12 protein-coding genes are annotated in these 18,527 nt (G+C 36.9%); all 12 read left to right on the top strand.

The annotated features are described in order from the left end of the window. Positions 1-2 precede the first annotated feature (2 nt). On the top strand, positions 3-1,172 hold the full coding sequence (locus C8K15_RS15190) for an aminotransferase class I/II-fold pyridoxal phosphate-dependent enzyme (protein WP_108587228.1): 1,170 nt from the start codon (positions 3-5) through the stop codon (positions 1,170-1,172). 31 nt (positions 1,173-1,203) lie between these two features. Next, positions 1,204-2,826, top strand: coding sequence for a M20/M25/M40 family metallo-hydrolase (locus tag C8K15_RS15185; protein WP_108587227.1), 1,623 nt, complete (start codon positions 1,204-1,206; stop codon positions 2,824-2,826). 183 nt (positions 2,827-3,009) lie between these two features. Further along, complete coding sequence (locus tag C8K15_RS15180; protein ID WP_233260520.1) at positions 3,010-4,869, top strand: LTA synthase family protein; 1,860 nt, start codon at positions 3,010-3,012, stop codon at positions 4,867-4,869. Positions 4,870-5,319: 450 nt separating this feature from the next. Next, positions 5,320-6,603, top strand: coding sequence for a nucleotide sugar dehydrogenase (locus C8K15_RS15175; protein WP_108587226.1), 1,284 nt, complete (start codon positions 5,320-5,322; stop codon positions 6,601-6,603). A gap of 58 nt (positions 6,604-6,661) precedes the next feature. Further along, positions 6,662-7,378 carry a WecB/TagA/CpsF family glycosyltransferase gene (locus C8K15_RS15170; protein WP_108587260.1) on the top strand — a complete coding sequence of 239 codons (717 nt, stop codon included), beginning with the start codon at positions 6,662-6,664 and terminating at the stop codon, positions 7,376-7,378. Positions 7,379-7,403: 25 nt separating this feature from the next. Then, positions 7,404-8,522 carry a glycosyltransferase family 4 protein gene (locus C8K15_RS15165; RefSeq protein ID WP_108587225.1) on the top strand — a complete coding sequence of 373 codons (1,119 nt, stop codon included), beginning with the start codon at positions 7,404-7,406 and terminating at the stop codon, positions 8,520-8,522. 148 nt (positions 8,523-8,670) lie between these two features. After that, positions 8,671-9,717, top strand: a complete 1,047-nt coding sequence (locus C8K15_RS15160; protein ID WP_108587224.1) for a glycosyltransferase family 4 protein — start codon at positions 8,671-8,673, stop codon at positions 9,715-9,717. 159 nt (positions 9,718-9,876) lie between these two features. Next, complete coding sequence (locus C8K15_RS15155) at positions 9,877-11,217, top strand: cell wall-binding repeat-containing protein (RefSeq protein ID WP_108587223.1); 1,341 nt, start codon at positions 9,877-9,879, stop codon at positions 11,215-11,217. 180 nt (positions 11,218-11,397) lie between these two features. Then, a complete protein-coding gene (locus C8K15_RS15150) occupies positions 11,398-13,791 on the top strand; it encodes a SpoIID/LytB domain-containing protein (RefSeq protein WP_108587222.1) in 2,394 nt (797 codons plus the stop codon). A 39-nt stretch (positions 13,792-13,830) separates the two neighbouring features. Next, the gene (locus tag C8K15_RS15145; protein WP_233260517.1) at positions 13,831-16,101 is read left to right on the top strand and encodes an N-acetylmuramoyl-L-alanine amidase; all 2,271 of its coding nucleotides are present in this window, start codon (positions 13,831-13,833) and stop codon (positions 16,099-16,101) included. 17 nt (positions 16,102-16,118) lie between these two features. Then, complete coding sequence (locus C8K15_RS15140; RefSeq protein ID WP_108587221.1) at positions 16,119-16,931, top strand: hypothetical protein; 813 nt, start codon at positions 16,119-16,121, stop codon at positions 16,929-16,931. 113 nt (positions 16,932-17,044) lie between these two features. After that, on the top strand, positions 17,045-18,496 hold the full coding sequence (locus C8K15_RS15135) for a S1C family serine protease (protein ID WP_108587220.1): 1,452 nt from the start codon (positions 17,045-17,047) through the stop codon (positions 18,494-18,496). Positions 18,497-18,527 lie beyond the last annotated feature (31 nt).

Raw genomic sequence — 18,527 nt, 5'->3', positions numbered from 1 at the left:
CCATGCCTCTTACAATAAATGAACGTATAACTAAGATTGCCGTTTCAGGCATTCGTCAATTTTCCAATCAGCTAGTCCATTATCCGGATGCAGTGAATTTAACAGTCGGACAACCAGACTTTCCGTCACCAGAGCGAGTCAAACAAGCGGGAATTTCGGCAATCGAGAACAACCTTACCGGATATTCTCATAACGCTGGCTTGATCGAATTACGTAGCGTAGTCAGTCAATTTTTTAAAGAAAAATACAACTTTGCCTACAAAGCTGAAACGGAAATCATCATTACCATCGGCGCAAGCGAAGCCATCGACAACGTATTCCGAACCATACTGGAAGAAGGGGACGAAGTCATTTTACCGGCGCCTTGTTATCCAGGGTACGCACCGATTATCACGATGTGTGGTGCAAAGGTTAAGTATCTCGATACTTCCGATACAGGCTTAAAACCTTCTCCGGAACGCTTGAAAAGCATGATTACAGAGAAGACAAAGGCTGTCTTATTCAATTACCCATCGAACCCAACTGGCGTCACCATTGAACCACAGGAAATGGATGCTTTAGTGGAAGTGTTAAAAGAGCAAGAAATTTATGTATTATCGGATGAAATTTACAGTGAAAATACGTTCTCAGGTGTACATCGATCATTTGCGTGTTATCCAGAGTTACGAGATCGTTTATTCCTCATTCACGGATTATCGAAATCGCATTCCATGACAGGGTGGCGTATCGGCTTTTTGCTAGGTCCTGAAGCACTAATGCAACATTGTATTAAAATTCATCAATACAATTCGGTTTGCGCTCCACTTCCTAGCCAGCATGCTGCGATTGAAGCACTTGGGGAGAGTAAGGATGCTCCTGAAAAAATGAATAAAGAGTATGTGGCTCGTAGAGATTATATTTATGGACGACTAACAGATATGGGACTAGACGTTGTAAAACCAAACGGAGCTTTTTACATTTTTCCTTCTATTAAAGAATTCGGTATGACATCGTTTGAATTTGCAACTAAACTTCTTAAAGAAGGCGGCTTAGCATGTGTGCCAGGCAGTGCTTTTAGTGAACATGGTGAAGGTTTTATTCGCATCTCGTATGCATATGCAATGCCGGTTTTAGTCAAAGGAATGGATAGATTAGAAGCGTATATTAACAAATTAAGACAACCGCAACAGTGAAATAATAGACGTAGCAAGGGGGAGTAGCATCATGACAGAACTAATGTGGTCAACACCAGAAAAGCTCCGCTCATTATTATGTGAAGTAGTAAGTTGGAAGAGTATGACTCTATCAGATGGTGAACGGGAATTTCCCTATAAAATTCAGTCAAAACTGCAGAACATTCCATATTTCATGGAGCATTCTGAACAAATCGAACTGACAGATGCGGACCAAGGGCGTAAATTTCTTACTGCTTTTTATAAACATCCGCAGGCAACAGAAACGATTGTCTTAATTAGTCACTTCGATACCGTCAATACGGAAGAATATGGGGACCTAGAGGCATTGGCATTCGAACCTGAAATGTTAACGAAAGCGTTGCATGAGAGAAAAGACGAATTACCAGATGATGCACGAATCGATTTAGAATCAGGCAATTATTTATTCGGTCGAGGCACGATGGATATGAAGATGGGACTCGTGTTACACATGAGTTTAGTGGAGAAAGCCAGTGAAGAACAATGGCCAATCAACCTCATTTTGCTAACAGTACCAGATGAAGAAGTAAATAGTTCTGGGATGAGAGCGGCTGTTTCGAAATTAAATGATTTACGCGACCAGCATGGTCTAACATACAAACTGTTTTTAAATAGTGAACCAATTTTCGCTCAACAACCTGGTGATGATAAATATTATTTATATACAGGATCAATTGGAAAAATCATGCCGTCCTCTCTTTTTTATGGGATGGAAACACATGTGGGGGAACCACTCAGTGGAATCACGGCCAATTATATCGCGTCCTATTTAACGCAACGAATGGAATTCAATCCGTTATTCCAAGAAACTGTTTTAGGAGAAACGACGCCATTACCTGTAACGATTCAGCAAAACGACTTGAAAATGGAGTATTCTGCACAAACATCTTATCGAGCAACAGCCTTGTATAACGTCTTTGTCATGAAACGCACCGCAGCAGAAGTTATGGAGTTATTTAAACAAGTAGCAAATGAAGCGGCAGATGATTGTAACGCAAACTATCAACGTATTTGCTCCCGTGAAGGAGTAAATCCAGTCGGTGAAATTCGAGTATTAAAATATGAAGAATTGTTAAAACATGCAGTCGACAAATTCGGTTCAGATTATGTAGATACTGTGAAGACGACTGTTCGCGACCATATGGAATGGGACGATCGTGAAAAATCATTCCGCATTGTAGATACGCTGATGATTCAATGCCAAGAACTTGCACCGGCAATGGTTCTACTTTATGCGCCGCCTTATTATCCAGCAGTAAACACGAGCGAAGATCCTTTAGTTGAAGAGTGTGTTAGGTTTGTAAAGCAGTTCGGTACATCTGAGTTTAATCTTTCAATCGAACGCATCCATTATTTTAATGGGATATCTGATTTAAGCTATGTAAATTACGAAGATGACAAAGGTGGATGGCAAGTATTCGAAGCGAATACACCAGTATGGGGAGACACATACTCCATTCCATTTGCTGGCATGCGTGAACTGAACGCACCAGTTCTTAATGTTGGTCCATTTGGAAAAGACGCTCACAAAAAAACGGAGCGTCTGCACATTCAAAGTGCCTTCGTTGAATTACCTAAATTACTTGAAAACATGGTTCAAAGGGTTTTATTGAAACCATCATTAATTAAATAACGGCATTTCCTGTAGGAGACACAATTAACTCAAATTGTGTCTCTTTTTTTCCAGATTTTATCATCTAGAAATAACCTTTCTATTGAACTAATATGATAGAATATGTTAAAAGCATGTAAAGTTTATGACAAAATGTAAAGCGAATGTTAATTTTTCTAAAAGGAGTTTTTGAAGTTCGTGAAAATGATGAAATCCCCCCTTCTACTAACAGCAATAACCATAGCGATTGTCATCGCAAAAGTGTGTTATTTCAGATATGAATTATTCAATGATCTATCTTTAATTGGTTTATTAAGTGAATCAATTCTTTGGTTACTGCCCTATTTTTTCATTTTTCTATTGTTCAAGAAAAATCCTATACCCTTTATGATTGTGATCAGTCTACTAAGCTCTGTTCTAATGCTTATGATTACTTGGTATGAACGCTACTTTTTAATTGTTCCATCTTATTTTGATTTGAGCCAAACGGGACAAGCTAGCTCAATCGTTGAAATATTACCTTATTTATACGCATTTAGTGATGTCATTTTTTTCATCGACACATTGATTTTGATCGTTGCTTTTGTGGTTTTCAGAAAGTCTGAAACACTTTCAGTACCACGTGTAAACATTGTGATGGTATCGGTGTTACTTCTAGTAACTATAATTATTCAAAGCAATGCGTTCAATAACACCATTTACGATGTTTCTGCAACATCGAAAGAATATGGATATTTGAATACACAAATTACCCAAATGATGAACCGAAACATGAGCCAAAATATCACGGTAACTCAAATGGGTGAGAATGATTTTGATTATGAGAACTTGATTGAATTGAAGAACAATGAATACGTGCCAGATATTGAACATACTAGTTTTGGCTTAGCAAAGGATCGACATTTGTTTGTGATTCAAGTTGAGTCTCTGCAAGAATTTGTTGTTGGACAAGAGATCAATAACCAAGAAATCACCCCGAACATCAATAAATTATTGGGGGAAAGCACGGAATTCACCAATGTATTCCAACAAATTGGAGCAGGAAATACCTCGGATTCTGAATGGTTATTGCATACTTCCTTATATCCTAAAGGAATGGAGGCAACAGTCAATTTTCTGAATGGAAAACCCATGCCTTCGATGGTCAATTATTTAAATAGAGCTGATTATAGATCTATGACTTTCCATGCGGATGAGATTGAGTATTGGAATCGCGATGTTTTGTATCCAGTCCTTGGATTCCAAAAAGCATTTACAGAGAATGAGATTCCAAACGAAGATGTCATTGGTTTTGGTCCATCTGATTCTGTTTTATTCGACTTTGTTACGGAACAAGTAAAGGAAAAAGTCAAAGCAGATGAACGGATGTATGCCAACATTATGACCCTCACAAGTCATACTCCTTTTGAAATGCCAAAAAAGGACGAATTTTTGAATCTACCCAAAAAATACGAAGACACATATGTAGGAAACTATTTGCAGTCAGTACGGTACACGGATGAGCAGATTGGTCGTTTTGTTCAAAATTTAAAAGATTTAGGGATTTATGATGAGTCAGTTATTGTGGTATTCGGTGATCACTCAGGTCTTCATGGAAGACCGATGACGCCTAAAGATAATGAGTTTATGGGTTCATTATTAGGACACCAATATTCATTAAAAGACAGGTTCACTATCCCATTTATTGTCACAGTTCCCGGTGTATTTAAGAATCACACGATAAATACCAACTTGGGTGGCCAAGTTGATATGATGCCGACTCTTCTAAACTTATTGGGAATTGAAATAAAAACACCGATAATGGGACAGAATTTATTTCACTATAAAAACAATCTACTTACCATGCGTTACTATCTCCCTGGGGGTTCATTTATTAATAACGAAAACTTTTATATCGCTGAAAATGCTCGCTTTCCAAAACGATTTTACAATTTGGAAGATATGAAGCGGACTGATTTAGATTTACCATATATCCTTCAAAATACCGAAGATATGCAAGAACTACTCAATCTATCAGATAGCTTACTTATTCCATATACATCTGAAGATAATCAAACAGATTAAAATAAAATACTTTCGTAGACTACTTGTGAATTCAAGTAGTCTATTTTTCTGTGAAACTAACCTTTGCACGTGGAGATTGATCATAATAAAGGGAATTGTGTCATTTTGTACAACCTGTAGCATCACTCCGTCAACCTGTACTGTGACTGAGTCCATCTAGAAAATATTTTTTTAAACGAAAAGTACTTCTGTACCAAAAAATGTCCAATTATATAATAGTATAGGTAAATACTGCTCCTAATATTTATTATTTAACAGCTTTTATCCCAATAAATGAGCTAATATGGGCTCCAATTGTAGGCTATGTATGACAATGATGACTTATAGAGTATAAAAGTCCGTCTATGATTAGGCGGTCTTTCCTATTAGCTAATACTGTCTTTTTATGGGGAATTTAGATATACTGATTAGGGAAAGTAACAATATACATAAAAATCGAGGCGAAAACAATTGAAAAAAATCTGTGTTGTAGGACTTGGTTATATCGGTTTACCCACAGCAGTGATGTTTGCTAATCACGGCTATCAAGTGTTGGGTGTCGATGTAAGTGAGCGAGCGATTAATTTATTATCAAAAGGGCAAGTGCATATAGAAGAACCAGGTCTTCAAGAATATTTAACAAAATCATTAGTTGGAGGAACATTTACTGTTTCTACTACTCCTGAAGAGGCAGATATGTTCATAGTTGCGGTACCTTCACCGATTACAGCTGAAAAAACGGCTGATATGAAATATATCGAAGCAGCAACAGCTTCAATTGTGCCTTTCTTGAAAAAAGGTGACTTGGTCGTTCTTGAATCAACGGTACCACCACGTACGGTGATGGACGTTATGATGCCAATTTTAGCGGAAGCGAATTTAGAGTTTGGGACAGAATTATTTGTTTCTCACTCACCTGAACGAGTAATTCCAGGTAAAGTGTTTGAAGAATTGGTCAATAACAGTCGAATTATTGGTGGAATTAATGCAGAGTCTGCAGAACGTACAAGAGAATTTTACCTAAGCTTTGTCAAAGGTGAATTCCATATGACCGACGTTACGACAGCTGAAATGGTTAAAGTAATTGAAAATACTTTTAGAGACGTGAACATTGCGTTTGCAAATGAAATAGCTAAAATGAGTGAAAATCTTGGCGTCAATGCATGGGAAGCTATATCTTTAGCAAACCATCATCCTCGAGTTAATATTCACTTTCCAGGACCAGGCGTTGGCGGTCACTGTATCGCAGTTGATCCTTGGTTCTTAGTAGAAAAACAAACTGAATTAGCAAAAATCATTCACTTATCACGTTTAACGAATGATGGCATGCCTAGTTTCACGGTGAACAAAACACTTGAAATCTTAAAATCTAATTATGTAAGAAACCCACGTGTTGCCGTATTAGGTTTGACGTTTAAATCTAATATTGATGACGTTCGTGAAAGTCCTTCTATGGAAATTGTCGAGAAGTTATCACATGAAGACATAAATTTAGTGTCGTTTGATCCGCATGTTCTTGAAAATAAGGTTCCTTCTCAAACACAATCATTTGAGGATGCCATTACACATGCTGACACATTAGTCATTTTGACAGATCACGATTACTTCAAAAAATTGAATCCTCATACACTTGCAGAGTTAATGACAACACGAATTGTTTTGGATACAAAAAACTGCATTAATCGCGAAGAGTGGGAAGCAGCAGGATTTACCGTGTATAAACTTGGAGATGGAAAAGGAAATCCAATTGGTTAAAGGAAAAAAAGACATTTCTCTTATTGGAATGTCTTTTTCTTTTGAGGGAGATGAAAGATTGAAGGAAAATATTATGGGCGTTGATGTGACAACATTAAACGAACAACAGTTGATGAAACGTATTGAAGATGATATTAGACAAAATCAAAAAGTTCGCATTGTAGCGGTCAATCCTGAAAAAATTATAATGGCGGAGCAAGATCCAAGTCTTCGTCAATTATTAAACGAATCTACGTATCAAATTCCAGATGGGATTGGTGTGTCGATTGCATCAAAACTAAGTGGCGGGATCGTAAGAGGACGAGTAACAGGGATTGGCATGATGGGGAATTTATTGAAGTTGGCAAACACCAATGAATGGAAAATTTTTATGTATGGCGCAACGCCCGAAACCGTTCAAAAAGCAGCACAACACATCAAAGAACGATTCCCGAAATTGATTATTGCAGGAACTCTGGATGGCTATGTTAAAGATACACAACAAATAGTTACAACGATCAACGAAGCAAAGCCTCATATATTATTTGTGGCTTTAGGAAGTCCGAAACAAGAGTTGTTTATCAAAAACCATATGGATCAACTTCATGTAAATGTTTTTCAAGGAGTTGGAGGAAGCTTCGATGTTTATAGTGGTAATGTAAAACGGGCACCGGAGATGTTTCAAAAAACAGGAACTGAGTGGTTATACCGTTTACTAAAACAACCGTCACGTATCAAACGCCAAATGGCTCTGCCTATGTTTTTAGTGAAAGTGGCAAGAAACCGTAATCGTTAAACCAGAGGTAACTGGAGGGAAATACATGAAGATTTTACACATCATTAGTGGAGGAGAAACGGGTGGTTCTAAAAAGCACCTTATACAACTTTTTCACAATGCGCCATTTGAAGCGGAATTGCTACTCTTAACGGAAGGTGCATTTGCACAAGACGCGAGAGAAAAAGGAATCAAAGTTACCGTTATTCAGCAGCAAGGAAGAATTGACCGTAGCGTAAATGAAAAAATTCTTGATCATATAAAACAAAATGGCATAGAAATTGTCCATTCACATGGGCCACGTGCAAATTTCATCATGACCAATATATCCTCTAAGTTGACTATTCCTTGGGCGATTACCGTACATAGTGACCCGAACCTTGATTTTTTACATCAACCTAAACCATTGGCAATGATTTTTCAGTATTTAAATCGTCGGGCGATAAAAAAAGCAGATCAAATCTTTGCTGTGTCAACTAGATTTAAAGAAATGCTCGTGTCATATGGAGTTGCTGAACAAAAAATTACTACCATTTTTAATGGAATAGACTTTGAAGAGCTGGACGTTAAAGAAGAAGTAGTCCAACTTAGAAATAATTACAATATAACTGACAAAGATTTTGTGGCAGTTCATATTGCACGATTACACCCTGTTAAAGGACATTCAGTATTACTAGAGGCAATAGAAAAATTGCAACTTGTAAAAGATTTTAAATTATTACTCGTTGGAGAAGGACCTGAACGTAAAGAAATCGAATCTATTATTAAGCAGAAAAATTTGTCGAACCAAGTGAAACTGGTCGGATTTAGAAAAGACATTCCTCAATTATTGGCCTTGGCAGATGTTTCATTGCTAACTTCATATAGCGAGAGTTTCCCCCTCGTTTTGTTAGAATCAGCAAATGCTCATACGCCAATCATTACCACTGATGTAGGTGGAGTTGGTGATTTGATTATCAGCAAGGAACTTGGGTGGATTGTACAACCCAGAAATGTCGATGAATTAGCACATTCCTTAATGGAAGCGATTGAAGCGAAAAGAAATGAGTCACTACAACAAATGGGTCAATTGCTTAATGCCCATGCAAAAGCTAACTTCTCTAACGCACAATTACAAAATTCTCTTTATCAAATCTATAAAAATATGATTATTGAAACTATATAAATAGATACACGTCTTATTGAATGAATAGGCTCTGGAATGGGTAAAAATAATAGGATTTAAATTCTCCTTTATCTTTAACATGGTCATGCTATAATAATGTGGATGTATTCGTCTAAATGGCGCACGATACATGCAAGGAGGAAAGAAAATGTTTTTGGCAACAACACTAATATTAGTATTTATTGCTTCATTATTAATTACACCTTTAGTTAAGAAATTTGCGATTAAAATTGGTGCTGTCGATCAACCAAATCATCGTAAGGTGCATGTGCGAATCATGCCTAGACTAGGCGGATTGGCGATCTTTTTAGCGTTTATTATAGGATTTTTTATATATCAACCCGAATCTCCAAGTGCAATGTATATCATTATTGGCGCATTCATTATTGTGCTTACAGGTGTCTTTGATGATTTATATGAGTTGCGTCCGATTATTAAATTAGCTGGACAACTTCTTGCAGCTGGAATTGTCGTATATTTAGGGAATATTGAAATTGGATTTATTAATTTACCATTCGGTGGAGAGTTAGATTTCGGTTTTTTAAGTGCTTTTCTAACGATCATCTGGATTGTAGGTATTACCAATGCGGTAAATTTAATTGATGGATTAGATGGACTAGCTGCCGGAGTATCTACGATAGGATTGTTAACATTGTCAATCATGGCGTTTCTAATGGGAGATATGTTTGTTTTAGCAATGTCGTTGATGTTGGCTGTTAGTACTATTGGATTTTTGTTTTATAATTTTTATCCCGCAAAGATATTCATGGGAGATACAGGCGCACTTTTCCTAGGGTTCATAATCGGCGTGCTGTCGCTACTAGGGTTTAAAAATATTACATTTATATCTTTAGCAATCCCAATTATTATTTTAGGTGTACCAATATCTGATACGTTTTTCGCGATCATACGTCGCTTACGTACAAAACAAAAGCTTTCTGCACCTGATAAATCTCACTTGCACCATTGCTTATTAAATTCAGGATTCTCTCACAGACAAACCGTATTATTAATTTATGGAATGGCCGCAATGTTTGGTGGAGCAGGAATTCTATTTTCCCAGTCAACAGTTTGGGGAGGTATCTTAATTATTTCGTTGATGTTTGTCGCAATTGAAATCGTTGTCGAACTAATCGGATTGGCAGGTAAGAATTACCGTCCTCTACTTAATTTTGTTAAGTATAAAGGCAACTAAATAGGAAGAAAAAAGTCGAAGTGCATTGCACTTCGACTTTTTTTGATACACATTTGTTACAAAATGTAATAATACTGTAATGTTTATCTAACTTTCTGCGTGTTAAAATCAAAAATAGTTAGTAAATTATGAGAATAAAAGGAGTTTAACCCTTAACCTATGAAAATTCAGAAAATACTCGGGTCCATCGTGATAGCAACAACCCTTTCCTTAGTCGCAGCAAACTCTCCTACATATGCCAATGATGATACTATTAGAGATTTCACTCGTATTTCAGGTGAAAGTAGATACCATACAGCAATTAAAGTTTCACAAACAGGATGGAATAGTTCCTCAACTGTTATCATCGCTTCTGGAGAAAACTTCCCAGATGCATTAGCAGGTGCACCACTAGCGAAAAAATTAAAAGCCCCAATTCTATTAGTAAAGAAATCTAGTATAGATGCAGATGTTCTTAAAGAATTGAAACGATTAGGCGTGAAAAAAGCCATCATTCTTGGCGGAACAGGCACGATCTCGTCAACGGTTGAAAATAAACTAAAATCACTTGTTACAGTAGAACGTATTAAAGGTGAAAATCGTTACGAAACAGCTGAAAATATCGCACTAGAAGTTGGCGGTTCGACAGCAGTTGTTGCTAACGGTGCATCTTTCGCAGATAGTTTAGCAATCGCTTCGTACGCAGCTCAAAAAGGAATGCCAATATTATTAACAACGCCTTCCGAAATTCGTTTTACACAAAAATATTCGAACTATATTGTAGTTGGTGGAACAAAAGCAGTTAGTGATAGAGTGTTAAATAAACTAAAACAAACTGGTGCTATTCGAGTTTCAGGTGAAGATCGTTATGGAACGATGAAAGCAGTTGTTGATAAATATTATCCAGCTACAAACACGATACCGTTAGTTGCTTCAGGCGTAAGCTACGCCGATGCATTAACTGGTTCAGTGTACGCAGCAAATAAAGGTGTACCTGTTTTGTTAGTGGCAAAAGATAGATTACCAGCAGCAACTAAAAAAGTTATCGAAAATAAAAAAATGCCTTCACTTAAAGTAGTTGGTGGAGAAGCAGCAGTTTCTAAATATGCACTAGGAGCAACAAAGCCTGTCGTACAAACGGTATCAAAACCAGCAGCTAGTGCAGAAGAAAAATTAGTTGAAGAAGCAAAACAATATTTGGGTACTCCATACGTATTTGGTGGTACTACACCATCTGGTTTTGACTGTTCTGGCTATATCTATTATGTACACAATGCAGCAGGAATTGAATTAGCTCGTACGAATACATCTGGTTATTACAGCATGACAAATAAAGTATCATCTCCACAACCAGGAGATCTAGTTTTCTTTTCAAATACTTATAAATCAGGTATCTCTCACATGGGAATCTATATTGGTAATGGATCATTTATCCATGCCGGTGGAGACAAAGTTCAGATTAATAAAGTAACTGATTATTACTGGAAAGACCATTTCACAAGTTACAATCGTTTTAAATAAAATTGTATTTTATCCTAAGTCTTCTAAATGAAAATTTAGAAGGCTTTTTTTCTATTGGTTATATCGGTCTTACGTCATATTTTGTCGAAAAATCAAGGTAAAACTACTCATTTGTCATATTTAGATACAATAATGGGCAATTTTTTATTATAATGAAAGAAAACCAAAGGATGGCGAATAATGTCTAAAGTACTAAAATTAATTTCCACTACAGCTATAATTTTTGCAATACTTCTACTATTCTCTGATTCTAACCCCGTTCATGCTGCCACGGATACTGAAAATTTCATTGTTAAAGTGAAATTAACTAATAACTTAGGTCCTTCTAAAACCTATCAATTTACCCCTATGGGTGGGTCGGTTTTAAAAGAAGATAGTACAATCGTTTTGAAAAAAGGTGTGACGTATAAATTAGCGATTCAAAACTCGAAAATCTCACTTTTCGAAGGTACTAGTTTACTCAAAAAAGATCTAACCACTGTGACGATTGAACCGAAATTATATGCAAAAGAAAATTATATATTACTAGAAAATATGAAGTCTACAGTAAAAAGACCTCATATGGGAACCATTATTTTTAGACTTGATACAGTTTCAAATACCCAACAAATCCAACCTGTAAACCATTTAGGATTTGAAGATTATTTAAAAGGTGTATTACCTGGAGAAATGCCTGCAAGTTGGGGTGGACCGAACGGTGGACAAGAAGCACTTCGTGCACAAGCGGTTGCAGCTCGTTCATATATTTTCGCTAAAATGAACGGAAATACTCAGTTGGAAATTGATGATACGACAACTTTCCAAGTGTATCAAGGATTTGTGTGGGACAAGATCTCTCCAGCTTTCGATCGTTTTAACGTATACACAACAGATGCAGTTGATACAACAAAAGGTATGATTATGACGTATAAAAAACCTAATGGTTCCAAAGGGTTTGTTACAGGATTTTTCTCTGCTTCAAATGGTGGACAAACAGAATTACCTCAACAATATTGGTCTAGCGGTCTTGACTATATCAATAAGACTCAAACAGATACTTACGATAAATATAAATGGCCAACACCAATACAATTTAAAAAGAACCAACTAGCTGAATTAGACTTAACAAATCCTGCTAGTTGGTGGAACACAACAACGGAGAACAATTTGCTTTCTTCAGTAGTGACAGATGCGAACAGTCGTACAGCGTTTTCAAAATTAAAAACACAAGCTTTGAAAGAATTAAAAGTAATTGATCCAACAATGGACTCTATTAAAATTGATTCTGTTAATAGTATTAAAACGGTAGATTTCAGCAATACAGGAAAAGTACAAGATATTACATTTAAATTATCTTATTATGCTAGCAAAAAAAATCCAGATAATAGCTTGTACTATGCAATGAAGCTAGGTGCTCAATCGCAAACACTAGAAGGCGAAACACGTTACGAAACAGCAGTTGAAGTAGCAAAAGAAGGCTGGTCGGGTAAACGTAACTTTGCAGTGTTAGGTCGTGGCGACTTACCTGTTGATGCACTAGCAGGTTCAGTGTTAGCTAACAAATTGGATACACCAATCTTGCTAACACGTACAAACGCTTTACCAGCTTCGGTTGAGAACTATTTAAAAGATTCTTTAAATCCAAAAGCAACTGTCTACTTACTTGGTGGAACAACAGCAATTTCATCTAATGTTGAAAAAAGATTAGTAGATTTAGGGTTTAACATAAAACGAGTATCAGGGAAATCACGTACCGATACATCCATTGAAATTGCAAAAGTTGTGGGTGGAAGCTCACAATCTGTATTCTTTGCAACTGGTGACGAAAACTCTTCAGATGCATTATCAATCAGCCCATATGCTGCGCGAAACCAAATTCCAATCATCATTCAAAAGGGAATAAATGTATCACAAAATACGAAAGATTACTTGAAAAATAGCAAGAAAACGACTGTAAATCTTATTGGTGGATCAGATGTTGTTTCGTCAGAAGTTGAAACGACTTTGAAAAACTCAGGATATGCAATTGATCGTACTTATGGACCGAGTCGAGTAGATACAAGTATTGCGATCAATAAAAAATTCGTAATGCCTGGTGACTCACTGGTAATAGGGAATGCTTACGGATTTATAGATGCACTTGCTGGTTCAGTATTAGCTGCAAAAAATAATTCTTCTATATTATTGTTACATCCTGATGCTAAGAAAATACCAGTTAGCTATCTAGAAGATGTAGCCCAACCAGAAACATTATATTACTTAGGTGGCGAAACTGTAGTTTCAAAAGAATTGAAATACAGCTTGTCTAAATATATCGGTGGGACATTACAAAAGTTCACAACTGAAATCAACTTAACAGGTTCTCAATTACGTAGCTTATTTGGCAGTACGGTATTGAAGAGTAGTGACTTTAACGTTGAAGATAGAGCCTCAAATGGTGAATTCGCTCTAAACGGTACAGGTTACGGACATGGTATTGGCTTAAGCCAGTATGGAGCTTATGGACGAAGCAAAGCTGGAATTAAGGCGGAAGAGATTCTAGCATTCTATTACCAAGGTATAACAATTGAACAAGCTAAAGACTATATTAAATAAATTAAATAACAAGTGAGGGGGTATACCCCTCCAAGATTTATGGGAAATGAGAAAGCGGGGAACGAAACATTGTTGAAAAACTTTATCAAAGTAATATGTGTAGCCTTATTTGCCCTTAGTATACCGGTACAGTCTCAAGCAGCTGAAGTGTCTACAAAACCATTAATTGTGATTGATCCAGGTCACGGTGGGATGTATTCAGGTACAAGTGGATATTCAGGTTCTACGACCGGTTATTATGAGAAAAAAGCAAATTTAGAAGTTTCTTTACGTTTACGCAGTGTTTTACAATCTCGCGGATATGAAGTGAAAATGACGCGTACAACAGATAAGCACTTTTCAAGCGTATCTTCATCAGAAGACTTAAAAGCACGTACAAAATTATCAAATACGATGGTTGCTGGTCGCAATGATAACTCTATTTTTGTTTCGGTTCACCATAATGCAAGTTCATCTCCATTATCTAAAGGGTATGAAACATATTATTACAATAAAGACTATTTAGATCCAGACTATCCACCAGATCCGATGCAAGTAAAATACTCAAGAGAGAGTGGAAGACTTGCTCAAATGACTCATCAAAGTGTCATTAATTCAGGTGCTAATAGTGAAGGACGAGGAATTATCCACAATAGTCTTTACGTTACAAGAAATGCACAAGTTCCATCTATTTTGTCAGAAGTAGAATACATGTCAAACCCAACTGCGGAAAAGAAAGTTAAAACAGCTACTTTCCAACAAGGAATTGCTGTAGCCATTGCAAATGGAGTGGACAAGTATTTCAAAATCTTCCAAGTGAAAAACGAACAAGGCACGATAATTAAAACCTTCACATCAAAAAGTGAGGCTTTAACGTATGCCGGCACTCAAAAGAATGTAACGGTATTTGACAAAAGAGCAGGAGCAATCATTTTTGACAATACCTCGCAAGATTATCAGGCATATCACACATCAGTTGAATTAAATAAAAGAAATTTCTCAACAGAAAAAGAAGCTATAGCCTACGCGGCAAATTATAGCAATACACGTGTTGTGCATCATCCAACGGGCGAAATTAAATGGTCTAACTATTTACCAAAGAAATATTCAGTATTGGATCCTAATCAAAATATAGTAGAACAAGAATATCAACGAACTGTTGCAAGAGAAGTGGCTGAATCACTACCAAAAGCAACACTTGAAAATACAGAAACGAAAAGCACACTATGGTCTTCAGTATTGCCACAATCATTTGAAGTTCGACACAAAGTTAAAGGTACACTTAAATCATTTTATGATAAAACATTAGCACAAAACTATGCAGCATTGTGGCCGGGTACGACTGTTTATGACACATCAACAAAAACAGTTACATACACGAATCCAGTTCAAATTACACCGAATAAAGTGAGTAAAACTGTAAGTGGGACAACTAGATACTTAACAGCGATTGAAGTGTCTAAATCATTGTATCCATCTGGGTTTAGCTCATCAAAATCTCAAAAAACGGTCGTTTTAGCTACTGCCTTTGGATATGCAGATGCACTGTCAGCAGGGCCATTGGCTATGTATTATGACAATGCACCGATTTTGTTAAATCCTGTCGATAAATTAAACACAGACGTACTGAATGAAATAAAACGTCTAAAATCAACGAAGGTAGTACTAGTTGGTGGTGAAGTAGCTTTATCAGCTAATGTAGTAAATCAATTGAAAAAAGCGATTCCGACGATTGTAATTGAACGTGTATCCGGCGAAACGCGTTATGAAACAAATGAAGTCATTAACAGTAAATTACCGAAGCCTAAAGGTATATTTATAGCATCAGGAACTAACTTCCCAGATGCATTATCGGCTACAAGTATTGCGGTCATGCAAGGATGGCATGTTGTATTAAGTAATGGAACTTCTTATACAGATGCGATTAACGATCAAGTTTACAGCAAGCCAACAGTCATCGTTGGTGGTAAAACGGTAGTTTCAACAGGACTAGAAGAAAAAATTAAAGTTCAAGCTGGAGCAGATAATGTAACACGACTTGCTGGAATAGACCGCTATGGTACTAATGCAGCGCTAATTAAACACTTTACCGATACATTGAAGTCACCGACAATCGTTGTTTCAACTGGCACAAACTATCCAGATGCTTTAGTATCATCATCATTGTCAGGTAAGTATCAAGCACCACTATTTATCGTAGGGAAATCGATTTCTGAAACATTACGCCCAACTTTAACGTCTTATTTAAAAGAACGAGTAACATCAACATCACTTTATTCAGGTGGAGTCGTTCCAAATGCTGTTAAAGCAGAAATTGATAAATTAAAATAACTGAAAAGAGGGGTTCGATGAAGAAATTGTTGGCCATCGTGCCACTTATACTGGTACTCGCTGCTTGTTCAGACAAAAACTCGTTTAAATTTAATGACATCGATAAAGAATCAGGTAACACTGAAGAAGTTAATAAAGAGCAAGAAACGGCTTCTACTGAGCCTAAAGAAGAAGAGAAAGACCCAAAAGTGACGGAAGAAGAGTCTACTGAGGGTGAGACTACTGAAAATATCGAGGAAAAGAATCCGGATGAATCAGCAGATGAAGCGGAGGAAGACAGCGTGACTGACAGTACTCAAGGTGAAAAAGAAGTAGTGGCAAACAAAGGGCTTGTAGAATATATGCCGAAACGTGCAATGAAAAAAATCTTCTTACTTGAAGAATTTGAAATTGTACGAGAAGTTAAATCTGTTAAAGCTAACCGTATGCTAGAATCCATAACATTTGGTGACGTAGAGACAATCCAAATTTCCGAATGGACGCCTACAAAACTTACCATGCTGTTTAATAACTCTGAGGATACTGATGGAGTGACCATTGATAAGTTTGAAGCTACGTCAGCTCCAGAAGTGTATATTGACATGTTAAATGAACAAAAAGGATCACAAGCATGGAAAGTTGTTAAAGACGATTTAGACTTGAAGGTACCTGCTGGCACATATAAGGATGTACTAGTTATTGAACAAACGATTACTTCGGAAACTTCCAAACAACAAACAATCTCTCGCTTTTATTTTGCGAAGGGGTTAGGTGTTATCAAGGAAGAAGTCATAACTAAAAATGGAGACAAAGAAGAAGCCTCTGTTATGGAAATGAATCGAATAGAGTAATAAATTAGTTGTAGTCCATTTTTTATAAACGGACTGCAACTTTTTGTTTGCACTCTCGTCAAATGGGATATAGGCTTAAAGAAAGAGAAATATAAATGAAAGTGTGATATGGCATGAAAGAACCTAAACGATATAATGAACCTATTTCAAAAAAACGGTCATCTATTAAAACTGTCATATTATTACTTGCAATCGCGCTAGTTGCAGGTTTCATACTGTGGTTACAGTTTGCTCCAGAACCAGTAAAGGAATCCAAAGAAAAACCTCCCGAAGTGGAAGAAGCTACGGAAGAAGCAAAATCTCCAACTGACCCTGAAATCGAAACGGAAAAACCGGAAAATCCAGAAGGAACTGTTATAAACGAAACTCCAAAACCAACCCCACCAGAGAAAGATATATCGAAACCAGATGTCACACAGCCAGTCGTGGAAGAGGAGCGGGTAGAAGAACGTGATCAGGAGGCTATCTTAGCTTCTTTACTACCAACTGTCTATACAGTGTATACCGAATCACAACAAGGCTCAGGGTTCCTTTATAACGATAAAGGGGACATTGTGACAAACGCACATGTTGTCGAAGGTTACAGTACAGTAACGGTGGTTAATAATACGGGACAAGAATTCGTTGGAAATGTAATTGGTATTTCTGATACGGTTGACGTGGCACTTATTAGAGTTGACGAAATCACTGGTAAACAACCGATGGAGATGGATCTTATGCAATCGACTGTTGGTACAAGTGTCATCGCAATTGGTAGTCCCAACAATAAATCGAATACGGCTACAACAGGGAAAGTTACTTCAACAGGAAGAGATTTTGACGAAAACTTTATTTATACGGACCTTTATGAAATTGATGCAAGTATTGCTCCTGGGAGTAGCGGTGGGCCACTAATTGATGCGCTCAGTGAAAAAGTAATCGGCATTAATTCGATCATATTGACGGACAATCCGGCTATAGGATACAGCATCCCGATTTATTCCGTATATCAAATGCTGAAAAATTGGGAAGCAAATCCGTTAGCAATAAAAGAACCTGTACAACCGAACTTAGAAGACGCCTATTTTGACGAAGAGCTATTGGCGAACTTTATCGAAGGATACATGACGTTGTATACGTACGCGCAAAATGAAGTGAATTTTAGCTACTTAGAAGGTTACTTACTACCAGGCTCGCAAGTATATCGTACAGAGCGGGAAGCAATTAATAGTTTAAAAGGCAAAAACAATGTCTTTACAGTAGAGAAGTTCCAAATCGATGACATTACTATTGAAGATAAACGTTCACTGGTGACAACAACGATAGAAACGAAAGTAGCACAAAAAGATAAAGAACCTTCTATTATAAAAGAACAAGTTCTTTACGAAGTCATCATTGATGAATATGGAGATTATATGATTCAAGCCGTGACTAAAACAAACTTAACAGAACCAGAAGATACAGAAAGTACAGATGAAGAAACTGAAGAACCACCTGTCGAAGAAGAACCAATAGAAGAAGAACCACCATCGACTGAAAGTGAAAGTTCAGAACTAGAAGCACCAGCAGTACCAGCAGCAGAATAAGAAAAGGCGATTCTGAAGGTCTATTTAAAAA

It is taken from the genome of Paenisporosarcina sp. OV554 (assembly GCF_003058165.1).
In the GTDB taxonomy this organism is placed as follows: Bacteria; Bacillota; Bacilli; order Bacillales_A; family Planococcaceae; genus Paenisporosarcina.
Note: the sequence above shows the minus strand (reverse complement) of the source record. Positions and strands in the feature narration are given on the sequence as shown.

Excerpts from the sequence above, each read along its gene's own strand:
- C8K15_RS15190 (WP_108587228.1), top strand. The coding sequence starts at position 3 with ATGCCTCTTACAATAAATGAACGTATAACTAAGATTGCCGTTTCAGGC.
- C8K15_RS15185 (WP_108587227.1), top strand. The coding sequence starts at position 1,204 with ATGACAGAACTAATGTGGTCAACACCAGAAAAGCTCCGCTCATTATTA.
- C8K15_RS15180 (WP_233260520.1), top strand. The coding sequence starts at position 3,010 with ATGATGAAATCCCCCCTTCTACTAACAGCAATAACCATAGCGATTGTC.
- C8K15_RS15165 (WP_108587225.1), top strand. The coding sequence starts at position 7,404 with ATGAAGATTTTACACATCATTAGTGGAGGAGAAACGGGTGGTTCTAAA.
- C8K15_RS15160 (WP_108587224.1), top strand. The coding sequence starts at position 8,671 with ATGTTTTTGGCAACAACACTAATATTAGTATTTATTGCTTCATTATTA.
- C8K15_RS15155 (WP_108587223.1), top strand. The coding sequence starts at position 9,877 with ATGAAAATTCAGAAAATACTCGGGTCCATCGTGATAGCAACAACCCTT.
- C8K15_RS15150 (WP_108587222.1), top strand. The coding sequence starts at position 11,398 with ATGTCTAAAGTACTAAAATTAATTTCCACTACAGCTATAATTTTTGCA.
- C8K15_RS15145 (WP_233260517.1), top strand. The coding sequence starts at position 13,831 with ATGGGAAATGAGAAAGCGGGGAACGAAACATTGTTGAAAAACTTTATC.
- C8K15_RS15140 (WP_108587221.1), top strand. The coding sequence starts at position 16,119 with ATGAAGAAATTGTTGGCCATCGTGCCACTTATACTGGTACTCGCTGCT.
- C8K15_RS15135 (WP_108587220.1), top strand. The coding sequence starts at position 17,045 with ATGAAAGAACCTAAACGATATAATGAACCTATTTCAAAAAAACGGTCA.